This is a genomic window from Candidatus Pelagibacter sp. Uisw_136 (assembly GCF_047720275.1).
Classification (GTDB): Bacteria; Pseudomonadota; Alphaproteobacteria; order Pelagibacterales; family Pelagibacteraceae; genus Pelagibacter.
Genome location: NZ_CP159812.1, coordinates 19,432 through 30,972, shown reverse-complemented (window position 1 = coordinate 30,972; position 11,541 = coordinate 19,432). Strand labels below are relative to the sequence as shown.

The following is an 11,541-nucleotide window of genomic DNA, read 5'->3' as shown; positions in this document are numbered from 1 at the left end:
AAGACAAACAAGGTCAGTATATATGACCTTAAATTCACAATAAATACAGTTAATTCTTTGTATTTTAATTTTTGCATATCTAATATGTTCAAATGGAATTGTTTAAATCATCGAATATTTAAGCTACGAAGCTTTAAATGTTCTCAAATATTATTGAAATTATAATCCTATCAATAGTTCAGGGCATATCAGAATTTTTGCCGATAAGTTCATCGGCTCATTTAAATATTGTTGAAATAATCTTTGAGTTTAATTCTAACTCACTAATGATTGATGTTAGTCTCCATCTTGGCTCTTTACTAGCAATAATCTTTTATTTTAGAAGAGAGCTACTAGACCTTAGAAATAATCAAAAATTATTATCTTTATTAATTATTGGCTCTATACCAATTGTAATAGCTGGGTACATAATCAGCTCCACGGGTCTAGTTAGTCTATTAGAAAATAATTTAAAGATAATTGCTTGGACGACATTAATTTTTGGAATAATTTTATATCTCGCAGACAAAAGTAAATTTGATAAAAAAATATCCTCCAACCTAAATTTTAAAACAATACTATATATCGGTTTGTTTCAAATACTTGCTTTAATACCAGGTGTGAGTAGGGCAGGAATTACAATAACAGCTGCAAGGCTTTTTAGATTTAATAGATTTGATTCAAGCAAAATTTCTTTTTTACTAGCTATACCTGCAATAGCTGGAGCAAGTGTACTACAATTAAAAAATGCTATTGGCCAAAACTTTGAATTTAACTACCTTATACTAATATCAATTACTCTTTCTTTTTTATTTTCTTATTTTACAGTTAAGTTTTTTCTAGACTACATAAACAAATTTTCTTTAAATGTTTTTGTAATTTATAGAATTATTATTTCAATAATTTTATTTATAATAATATATAATTAATTTTTTTTTAACATTGGTGCTAATTGTGAAAATAAAACACCAAATAAAATAAATAAACACCCAAATAGATTATTTATATCTAAAATTTGATCTAATAAAATCCAAGCAGCAATTGTTGCAAAAACACCCTCTAAAGAAAAAATTATTGCTGATGGAGCAGGGGATATATTTTTTTGTGCATATATTTGCAAAACAAATGCAAGGCCTCCAGATAAAACTCCAGCATATAAGATTTGAAATTTTTCTTTAAGAATATTAGACCAAATAAAGTCTTCAAAAATTAACCCTATAATTAATGATAAAGAGGCAACAATTAAAGTTTGAATTGCACCAATTGTTAATGGAAGATTGTAGTTTTCTATAATTTTACCAGTAAATATAATGTGTGTGCTCCAGAAAAATGCACCCATTATTATAAGCGCATCACCAGTTCTAACCGTTGCACTGTAAAAATTAGTTAGCAAATAGCCTCCCATAACACAAAGGAGAACTGAAGGCCAAATACTCCAGTGAATTGGCTTTTTATAAATAAAAAAAATTATAAACGGGACCATTGGTACATAAAAAATAGTAAAGAACGCTGCATTAGCAACATCTGTGTAGAGTAAAGCCACTTGTTGAAGTGCTGATCCTAAGAATAAAGATAGGCCTATTAAAAGAGCTAAGTTGGTAAATTCTTTTTGATTTCTTTGGACTGATTTTGAGATATTTTTTCTTTCAAAAATAAAAGCTAAAGGGGCTACTACTAAAAAGCCTACAAAAAACCTAACCGCATTAAAAGTGAAAGGACCAATGTCGTCCATTCCAGTATCTTGAGCAATAAAAGTTGTTCCCCATATGAATGTACAAAGTAATGCACAAAATAATGATGAGGTTTTTGACATTAAAATTTATACAGCTAATTTATAAGCAAAATTTTTGCCTAAATTTTCTTTTAGATCATTATTGAATCTAGCTGCTTCAGCTCCATCAATTATTCTATGATCATATGATAATGAAAGCGGTAACATTGTTCTTGTTTCAAATTTTCCATTGAAAAAAATTTGTTTTTTTTGTGCTTTACCCACTCCTAGTATAGCAACTTCAGGATAATTTATTATTGGTGTAAAAAATGAACCTCCAATTCCTCCAAGACTTGTAATGGTCATAGATCCTCCAAAGAATTCTTTCTTATCTATTTTTAAATTTCTACATTGGTCGCTTACTGTTTTCAATTCATTGCTAATATATGAAATACTTTTGTTGTCAGCATTTCTAATTTTTGGCACCATCAAACCATGTGGTGTATCAACTGCAATTCCAACATGAAAATAATTTTTCATTGTTATTTTTCCATTTTCAATATCATCTATTGATGAGTTGAAACTAGGAAACTTTTTTAAAGATGCAACTAAAGCTTTAACAATAAAAGCTAAAGGAGTAATTTTTTTTCTTTCACCTGTGTACATATCAGTAAGTGAAGTTCTAAAATCTTCCATTTCAGTTATATCTGCTTCATCATGATTTGTTACATGAGGTATTGTAGTCCAAGAATTAACTAAATACGTAGAGGCTAATTTTTTAACCCTAGGCATATCTTTAACTTCAATTTCTCCAAAATCAGAATGGGAAAATTCACTAACAATTTTTTTAGGTTGATATTCAGTCTTTTCTGAAGTTTTATTAATTTTAGAGGATATAAAATTTTTTACATCATCTTCTACAATTCTTCCTTGTCTTTGGCTGCCAACTATCTCATTAATATTAACCCCAAGCTCTCTAGCAAATTTACGTACTTTTGGGCTTGCAGATGAAGCTTCTGAATTGTCTTTTTTTATTAAATTTTGTGTTTGTATAACTTTTTCAATTTTTTCTTCTTGATTTTGATTTGTAACTGGTTTTGCTTCTTTAATAGTTTTTTGTTCTATACTCTTTTCTTCTTCTCCAGATTGCTCTACAATTAATATTAAATCATCTTCTGAAACCCTATCTCCTACTTTAATTTTAACAGACTTAACCTTTCCGTCAAAAGAAGCTGGTATTTCAACACTAGATTTGTCACTCTCAATTGTAATAAGTGGATCATTTTTAGATACTGACTGACCATTTGAAACTAATACTTCGATTACCTCAACGTCTTTAAATTCGCCAATATTCGGTACTTTAATCTCTTTATCTGACATCTTATAGTTTTGTTGGCATTGGTTTGCTGCCATCAATATTATACCTCTTTATGGCTTCTTTAGCATATTTTGAGGCTATTAGTTGCTCTTTTGCTAGTACGCTAAGTCCATAAGCAACAATATGTTCTTTATCAACTTCAAAAAAATTTCTAAGGTTTTTTCTAGTGTCGCTTCTTCCATAACCATCTGTACCTAAAGAATAAAAACTTTTATTAGTATAGGGTCTGATTTGATCAGAATTCATTCTCATGTAATCTGAAGCTGCCAAAATTGGTCCTTCGGTTTTTCCTAAGCACTGTTCTACAAATGAAACTTTTTGTTCTTTATCAGGGTTTAAAAGATTATATCTCTCAACTTCCATACCGTCTTTTCTCAACTCATTAAAACTAGTGACACTCCAGATTTCACTATCTATCTGATATTCATTTTGAAGGATTTCTGCTGCAGCCATCATTTCTCTCAATATTGTACCAGAGCCTAAAAGTTGAATTTTAGTTTTTTTATATTTATTGAACTCTTTAATTTTATACATTCCTTTAAGAATTCCTTCTTCACAATTCTTATCTTTTGGTATGCTTGGATGTGAATAATTTTCATTCATGGTTGTGATATAGTAAAAAACATTCTCATTTTTTTCATGCATTCTTCTCAAACCTTCTCTAAAAATAACAGCTAGCTCATAATGAAAAGTTGGGTCGTATGTCACACAATTTGGTATTGTTGAGGCTATCAAGTGACTGTGTCCATCCTGGTGCTGTAGTCCTTCACCAGCTAAAGTAGTTCTTCCAGCTGTTGCTCCAATTAAAAATCCTCTAGCCTGACTATCTCCACCTGCCCATGCAAGGTCACCTATTCTTTGAAAACCAAACATAGAATAAAAAATATAAATTGGTATCATTTCAATATCATGATTAGTGTAGGAAGTTGCAGCAGCAATCCATGACGACATTGCTCCAGCTTCATTAATTCCTTCTTCTAGAACCTGTCCAGTTTTCTCTTCTCTGTAAGAACTTAACTGAGCAGAATCTTCTGGTTCATACTTTTGACCTTCGTGTGCATATATTCCTATTTTTTGAAAAAATCCTTCCATACCAAAAGTTCTTGCTTCATCAGGAATAATTGGAACTAATCTGGGTGAAATATTTTTGTCTCTTAATAAATTTGTAAACATTCTAACTAATGCCATGGTTGTAGACATTTCTTTTTCACCTGTTGATACTTTCATAAAATCGAAAATATCTTTTGCTGGTGCTTTAATAGGTTTTGAATATGTTGTTCTTTCAGGTAAGAAACCACCAAGTCTCATTCTCTTTTCTTTAATATACTTAATCTCTAATGATTTTTCATCAGGCTTGAAATACTCAACATTTTTTACTTGTTCATCTGTTAATGGGACATCAAAACGATCTCTATAATATAGCAAATCATCTACATCTAATTTTTTAGTTTGATGAGTAGTGTTAACACTTTCACCTGTTTTTCCCATACCATAACCCTTAATGGTTTTAGCGATTATAACCGTTGGGCTACCTTGGTTTTTTGATGCCCGATCGTATGCTGCATAAACTTTATGAGGATCATGACCACCTCTATTTAATCTCCAAATATCTTTATCTGATAAACTAGAAACTAACTCTTGAGTCTCTGGGTATTTCCCAAAAAATTTTTCTCTAACATAAGCTCCATCTCTAGCTTTCATTGCTTGGTATTCACCATCAACAGTTTCATTCATAGTTTTAACTAAGTGACCTGTTTTATCATTAGCAATCAATGAGTCCCAGTAAGAACCCCAAATTACTTTAATTACATTCCAACCAGCTCCTCTAAAACTTCCTTCTAGCTCTTGAATAATTTTTCCATTACCTCTGACAGGTCCATCTAATCTTTGAAGATTGCAGTTTACAACAAATATTAAGTTATCCAGTTTTTCCCTAGCTGCTAATCCTATTGCACCTAAAGATTCGGGTTCATCCATTTCTCCATCACCAAGAAATGCCCAAACTTTTCTACCTTCATCTTTAATTAATCCTCTGTTAATTAAATATTTCATGTATCTTGCCTGATAAATTGCAAGCATAGGCCCTAGTCCCATTGATACAGTTGGAAACTGCCAAAACTTTGGCATCAACCAAGGATGTGGATATGAAGAAAGTCCACCTGGTTTTACTTCTTGTCTAAAACTATCTAATTGTTTTTCATTTAATCTACCTTCTAGAAATGCTCTAGCATAAACGCCTGGTGCACTATGACCTTGAAAATAAACTAAATCACCACCAAATTTATTATTCTTAGCTCTCCAAAAATGATTCATTCCTACATCATAAAGTGTTGCTGCTGATGCAAAAGTACCTATATGGCCACCTAATTCAGGAAATTTTTTATTTGCTCTAACAACCATGGCTGCTGCATTCCATCTAATTAAAGATCTAATTCTTCTTTCAATATTCTGATCTCCATTAGACTTAACTTCTGCCTCTGGTGGGATTGTATTAATGTAAGGAGTGTGCTGTGTATAAGGAATATTTGCACCTTCTCGATATGCTTTGTTAATTAATTCTTTTATCAAAAAATGAGCTCTTTGATTTCCATCTTTTTCTACAACTGCAGATAAAGACTCTAACCAATCTTGAGTTTCTAATGGATCAATATCATTGTCATTTGTAACCTGAATTATTGTTTGTTTTTTTTCCACAACTGGGCTTTGTTCAGTGGTCGCTTCTTTTTTTTCATTTTTTAAAACTGATTCTGCTTGTTTAATAATACTTTCTGTATCTTTAGGAATTGGCTTTTCTGAAGGGCTTTCTTTTGAAGACTCAACACTTAACAATAAATCCCCTTTAGAAACTTTATCACCCACTTTAATATTTACAGATTCTACCTTACCAGTGACTGTTGATGGAATTTCAACACTAGATTTATCACTCTCAATAGTAACAATAGGATCATCTAAGTTTATTTTATCTCCAACTTTTACTAAAAGTTCAATAACCTCAACTTTTTCAAATTCACCAATATCTGGGACAAGTAATTTTTCACTCATTATTTAAATCGATTTATACACCTAAAAAAAACTATATCTCATGTTATTTTAGCACAATAATAAGTTTTTTATGCAAACCTGTATTTTTATTGAACAAAAAACTTTAAAAATTAACAAATAAATAAGAAATTAATTTCTTTCAATACACATGGCTATACCCATTCCACCACCAATGCAGAGAGTAGCGCAACCTCTGTTTTTATTTTGTTTTATCATTTCGTGAATTAGGGTTACTAAAATTCTGGTACCGGAAGCTCCAATTGGATGTCCTAATGCAATTGCTCCACCATTAACATTCACAATCTTTTTAGGAATTTTAAGATCTCTAATCACAGCAATGCTTTGAGCTGCAAATGCTTCATTGACTTCAAATAAATCAATATCTTCAATTTTCCATCCTGCTTTTTCTAAAGCTATATTAACAGCCATAATTGGACCTAGTCCCATCAATGAAGGCTCAACACCACAAGTTGCCCAGGAGACCACTTTTGCTAAAGGTTCAATACCTCTAAGTTCCGCCTCTTCTCTAGACATTAAAATAGTTGCTGCCGCACCATCATTTATTCCTGACGAATTACCCGCCGTAACTGTTCCATTTTCTTTAAAAACAGTTTTTAATTTCTTTAAATCCTCTAAGTTTAAATTACTTCTTGGATGTTCATCTTTTTCAAAAATAAAATTTTTATCATCTGTATTAATATTTAATTTAATTAACTCGTTTTTGAATTTACCATTACTTATGGCATCTTGTGTTTTTTTTTGAGAATTTAAGGCGAACATATCTTGTTCATCTCTGGAAATTTGATACTTTTCTGCTACATTTTCTGCCGTAACGCCCATGTGATAATTATTAAATGAGTCTATCAGTCCATCATTGACCATTGTATCAACCAATTTATTTTCATTTAATTTTTTATCTTCTCGATAAAATATTGTATGTGGTGCTCTAGACATATTTTCTTGTCCGCCAGCGACTATAATTTTATTTTCGCCTAGTTTAATAGATTGATAGCCTGAAATTACAGATCTTAATCCAGATCCACATACTTGATTAATTATATGTGCAGGTTTTGAAATTGGAATTCCAGCATGAATAGAAGCTTGTCTTGCTGGGTTTTGCCCTAATCCAGAAGTGAGAACGTGTCCCATAATCACCTCATCAATATCGTCTGATTTTAATTTTGATTTATATACAGCTTCTTTAATAGCTAGTGCACCTAGTTTATCAGCACTAAGACCTTTTAAAGATCCTTTATATGTGCCTATAGGTGTTCTTAATGCAGCTGTAATAACTACATCATTTGATTTTTTGCTCATTGATAGTACAGCATAATATTTTATAACTTAAATTACATCAAAAACTTTGATATGTTGGACAAATTATTTAATTAAGGACCGCTGGCCAAATTGGATAAGGCGCTCGGCTACGAACCGGGAGATTCCAGATTCGAGTTCTGGGCGGTCCACCAAAAAGGATAAATAAAAATGTTAGATTGGCTACTAAAATCATCACTACAAAAATCAGTTATATATTTTTTTATAATTGTTTTTATAATTTTATTAATTTTAACTTTCGTACTATAAAGATCTATGAGTAATGAATTTGAGCAAATAAGTATTAAACCTGGTTTTATGAAACACAATGGTGGAGTTTTATTTAAAACTGTATCTGAAACAGAATATGAATTCAAAACTACGATTAATGAAAATCATTTAAATGCTGCTGGGATAACTCACGGTGGTTATTTATCAGCCTTAATTGATGCAGGAGCAGGGACTGCTGCACATAGAGCATCTGGAAATGCACCTTGTGTAACTATTTCATTGGATTTAAAATTTATTGGTGCTTCTAAAGTAGGTGATATAGTTACTGGCTTTACAAGAATTCTTAAAAAGACCAATACACTAGTATTTTTATTTTGTGAGCTGAAATGTAATAATAAAATTATAACCTCAGCATCAGGTATTTGGAAAATCTTAAAAATTAAACCATCTAATCTTGGTCCTGGTGGATAATTATTCTTTTCTTCTATAGTTCAAATAACCAAATATAATTAATAATAAAATAGCTATTGGGTAAATGATCCCTTTATTTGGTCTATCTGCATTTTCTATTTTAAATTCACTTATATAATCACCAGTTTCAAAACCACTTTTTTTAGCACTTCCATTCCATTGCAGGGTATCTACAATAACTCTGTTTTCTTCTCTAATTAAACTAAGTCCATATTGCTCTAAACTATACTTGGTTTCAAAAGTATTTTTTTTGATTACAATTAACTTGTATCTTTCACCATAATTACTTGGACGTGTTACTTTAAATCTAGCCTCCTTATTGAAATCTACCTTCATTAAATGAATTTTGTTAATATCCATATAATTATATTTAGGATAAAATTTATTTAAAATAAATTCTGGGGCTAAAAGTGAAATAGAGATTAATAAAAAAATTATTATCTCGTACCATCTTAATCTATTAATAAACCAAGCTTGAGTTGCAGAAGTAAAAACTAATATACCTATCAAAGAAGTGATGATTACCAATAGTCCATGCCACACATTTTCAATGCCTATCAATAACAATTCATGATTAAATAAAAACACGATAGGTAGAATACCTGTTCTTAAACTGTACCAAAAAGCTTGCAGCCCGGTTTTAAGTGGATCACCTCCTGAAATAGCAGCTGCCGCATATGATGCGAGACCAACTGGAGGAGTGACGTCAGCCATCAAGCCAAAATAAAAAACAAACAAGTGAACCGCTATAAGTGGAAATACAAATCCAGATGCGTTTCCAACATCAACCAATACTGTTGCCATTAATGAAGCCACTACAACATAATTTGCAGTAGTTGGTAGACCCATACCAAGTATTAGACATAAAATTATTGTTAAAAATAGCAAAATAACAACATTATCTTTTGCAATAAATTCTATAACTATAATTAAATTTGTACTTAACCCTGTTGAACCAACAGCTCCAACTATTATGCCAGCTGTTGCTATTGCTATTCCAACACCAACCATATTTAAAGCACCTTTTTCAAAACCAACTATCGTTTGATTAAACCAAGTTTTTATTGCTAATTTAAAATCAGAATTTTTAAATAATATGTAACCAAGGTTTACAATTATTAATGCAATTGTTGCAAAAAATATTGAGTACGAGGCGGTAAATCTTAAATAAACGAGCATGTACACTAAAACAAATATTGGTATTAAAAAATGTAATCCTGATAAAAATGTTTTCTTCAAATTTGGAATATCAACATCATCCATTCCTTTTAAATTTAATTTTAAAGCTTCAAGATGAGAAATATAAAATAATGCCACATATGAAATAATTGCTGGTAAAAATGCGTGCTTAACGACCTCAAAATAAGTAACACCTAAAAAACTTGCCATTACAAATGCTGCAGCTCCCATTACGGGTGGCATTAATTGTCCGTTAACTGATGATGATACCTCTATAGCTCCAGCTTTTTCTTTAGAAAAACCAGTTTTTTTCATAATTGGAATTGTAAAAGTTCCAGTTGTAACTGTATTTGCAATTGAAGATCCTGAGATTAGACCAGTCATTCCAGATCCTAAAATTGCTGCTTTTGCAGGTCCTCCTCTCATTTTGCCAACCATGGCAAAAGCTAGGTCTAAAAAATATTTACCTCCACCGGCTGTTTCTAGAAGTGCTCCAAATAAAACAAATAAAAAAATGAAATCTACAGAAACACCTATAGGAATTCCAAATATAGCTTCTTGATCAAGCCACTGAAATCCAACTAATCTATTTAATGAAAGTCCACCATGAGAAATTATTTCTGGTGCATATCTACCAAAATATGAAAAAAGTAAAAAACAAACTGCAATAATAACTAGAGGTAATCCAAATACTCTCCTGGTTGCTTCAATTAATATTAAAATTCCACAACTTCCAATAATCAACTCAACTGGTAAATTAAATTTTTTCCAAATTGTAACTGTTAAAAGAATCCCCCCCCTATCAACTAATTGGTCATAAAAAAAATAAATATATAAACAACAAAATGCAGCAATAAAACTAATTAGAATATCAAATATAGAAATTTTTTTTCTTTTAGAAATTGGATAAATTAAAAAAGCTAAAGTTAAAGCAAAACCTAAGTGAATAGCCCTAGCTGGAAGTCCTTTAAACATTCCAATATCAAACATAAAAGGAAATGGAGATGCATACCAAAGTTGAAATAATGACCAAATAATTGCAATACTTCCAACAATTTTTAAATGTAGCCCAGTAAGATTTCTAGTGGGAGATAAATCCTCACTAATCTTACTTTCTACTTTACTCTTAATGCTTTGATTCATTTTTAAAATGATACTCTATAACAAAAAAAGGCCCCATAAATATATCAGGCCTTTTAATTTAATTAAGAAGTTTGATTACATTAATCCAGCTTCTTTATAATATTTAATTGCACCTGGGTGTAATGGAGCTGACAAACCATCAGCAACCATATCTTCTTTTTTTAAAGAAGAAAAAGCAGGATGTTGTTTTTTGAAATCATCAAAGTTTTCAAAAACTGCTTTTACTACTAAATAAACAAGATCTGCTTCAACAGCATTACTAGTTACAACAGTAGCCTTAACACCAAAAGTAGTTACATCTTTTTTTTGTCCTGTGTAAGTTCCTTTAGGGATTACAGCTTTAGCATAATAAGCAGCACCATCAATTAGTCCTTGAACTTCAGGACCTGTTAAGTTGATAGGCAAAGCTTTTGCTCCACAAGAAGCTGCGTTTTCCATTGCTCCATTTGGAAATCCTACTGAATAACCAAAAGCATCTATCTTACCATCACATAAAGCTTTTACTTGCTCAGATGAAGTCAGCTCTGTAGTAGATTTAAAGAAGCTATTACTAACTCCTTTTGCATCCATAAGTACTTCCATGGTTCCTCTTTGACCTGAACCAGCGTTACCAATGTTTACAACTTTTCCTTTAAGGCCAGCAAAATCTTTAACTTTTGCTTTTTTTCTTGCCCAAATTTGAAAAGGTTCGTTGTGTACTGAGAAAACCGCTCTTAAACCGTCAAACTTTTTTCCTTCCCACTTGCTTGATCCATTTACTGCATGAAATTGCCAGTCAGACTGAGCTACACCAAATTGAAATTCACCAGCTGCGATTTGACCAATATTATAATTCGATCCACCAGTTGAAGGCGCAGTACATCTGTAAGCTTTATCTATACCTTTTTTTCTTCCATGTTCTTTAGCAATTGCTGATTTGTGCAACATTTTGCAAATTGCGTTACCAGTTTGGAAATATACTCCAGTTGGTCCGCCTGTTCCTATCGTGAAGAACTCTGCAGATTTTGCAACACCAGTAAAAGATAAAGATGCAACAAAAATTAGTAGAGCACTTGATAGAGATATTATTATTTTTTTCATATTTTCTCCTCTA

8 protein-coding genes and 1 tRNA gene are annotated in these 11,541 nt (G+C 31.2%); 3 read left to right on the top strand and 6 right to left on the bottom strand.

Annotation, left to right across the window (positions count from 1 at the left end):
- The first annotated feature begins 137 nt into the window (after positions 1-137).
- The gene (locus tag ABXT53_RS00145; RefSeq protein WP_415290665.1) at positions 138-908 is read left to right on the top strand and encodes an undecaprenyl-diphosphate phosphatase; all 771 of its coding nucleotides are present in this window, start codon (positions 138-140) and stop codon (positions 906-908) included.
- Here ABXT53_RS00145 and ABXT53_RS00140 read toward each other — a convergent pair.
- The 4 genes from ABXT53_RS00140 to ABXT53_RS00125 all read right to left on the bottom strand — a co-directional run bounded on the left by ABXT53_RS00140 (position 905) and on the right by ABXT53_RS00125 (position 7,427).
- Positions 905-1,792 carry a DMT family transporter gene (locus ABXT53_RS00140; RefSeq protein ID WP_415290663.1) on the bottom strand — a complete coding sequence of 296 codons (888 nt, stop codon included), beginning with the start codon at positions 1,790-1,792 and terminating at the stop codon, positions 905-907. The genes ABXT53_RS00145 and ABXT53_RS00140 overlap by 4 nt on opposite strands.
- A 6-nt stretch (positions 1,793-1,798) precedes the next feature.
- Positions 1,799-3,070: a 2-oxo acid dehydrogenase subunit E2 gene (locus ABXT53_RS00135; protein ID WP_415291318.1), complete on the bottom strand. Its 1,272-nt coding sequence runs from the start codon at positions 3,068-3,070 to the stop codon at positions 1,799-1,801.
- A 1-nt stretch (position 3,071) separates the two neighbouring features.
- Positions 3,072-6,110, bottom strand: coding sequence for a pyruvate dehydrogenase (acetyl-transferring), homodimeric type (gene aceE, locus ABXT53_RS00130; protein ID WP_415290661.1), 3,039 nt, complete (start codon positions 6,108-6,110; stop codon positions 3,072-3,074).
- A 129-nt stretch (positions 6,111-6,239) separates the two neighbouring features.
- Positions 6,240-7,427 carry an acetyl-CoA C-acetyltransferase gene (locus tag ABXT53_RS00125; RefSeq protein ID WP_415290659.1) on the bottom strand — a complete coding sequence of 396 codons (1,188 nt, stop codon included), beginning with the start codon at positions 7,425-7,427 and terminating at the stop codon, positions 6,240-6,242.
- Between the two features lie 75 nt (positions 7,428-7,502).
- Here ABXT53_RS00125 and ABXT53_RS00120 point away from each other — a divergent pair.
- Positions 7,503-7,579: transfer RNA gene (locus ABXT53_RS00120), tRNA-Arg, on the top strand.
- A gap of 121 nt (positions 7,580-7,700) precedes the next feature.
- A complete protein-coding gene (locus ABXT53_RS00115; RefSeq protein ID WP_415290657.1) occupies positions 7,701-8,126 on the top strand; it encodes a PaaI family thioesterase in 426 nt (141 codons plus the stop codon).
- On the opposite strand, the gene ABXT53_RS00110 is transcribed toward ABXT53_RS00115, so the two are convergent.
- Together ABXT53_RS00110 and ABXT53_RS00105 are read right to left on the bottom strand one after the other, a co-directional pair.
- The gene (locus ABXT53_RS00110) at positions 8,127-10,448 is read right to left on the bottom strand and encodes a TRAP transporter permease (RefSeq protein WP_415290655.1); all 2,322 of its coding nucleotides are present in this window, start codon (positions 10,446-10,448) and stop codon (positions 8,127-8,129) included.
- 75 nt (positions 10,449-10,523) lie between these two features.
- Complete coding sequence (locus tag ABXT53_RS00105) at positions 10,524-11,528, bottom strand: TAXI family TRAP transporter solute-binding subunit (protein ID WP_415290653.1); 1,005 nt, start codon at positions 11,526-11,528, stop codon at positions 10,524-10,526.
- Positions 11,529-11,541: the final 13 nt, after the last annotated feature.

What these genes read in the sequence shown, in the direction of transcription:
- ABXT53_RS00145 (WP_415290665.1), top strand. Translation starts at nt 138, where the DNA reads ATGTTCTCAAATATTATTGAAATTATAATCCTATCAATAGTTCAGGGC.
- ABXT53_RS00140 (WP_415290663.1), bottom strand. Translation starts at nt 1,792, where the DNA reads ATGTCAAAAACCTCATCATTATTTTGTGCATTACTTTGTACATTCATA.
- ABXT53_RS00135 (WP_415291318.1), bottom strand. Translation starts at nt 3,070, where the DNA reads ATGTCAGATAAAGAGATTAAAGTACCGAATATTGGCGAATTTAAAGAC.
- aceE (WP_415290661.1), bottom strand. Translation starts at nt 6,110, where the DNA reads ATGAGTGAAAAATTACTTGTCCCAGATATTGGTGAATTTGAAAAAGTT.
- ABXT53_RS00125 (WP_415290659.1), bottom strand. Translation starts at nt 7,427, where the DNA reads ATGAGCAAAAAATCAAATGATGTAGTTATTACAGCTGCATTAAGAACA.
- ABXT53_RS00115 (WP_415290657.1), top strand. Translation starts at nt 7,701, where the DNA reads ATGAGTAATGAATTTGAGCAAATAAGTATTAAACCTGGTTTTATGAAA.
- ABXT53_RS00110 (WP_415290655.1), bottom strand. Translation starts at nt 10,448, where the DNA reads ATGAATCAAAGCATTAAGAGTAAAGTAGAAAGTAAGATTAGTGAGGAT.
- ABXT53_RS00105 (WP_415290653.1), bottom strand. Translation starts at nt 11,528, where the DNA reads ATGAAAAAAATAATAATATCTCTATCAAGTGCTCTACTAATTTTTGTT.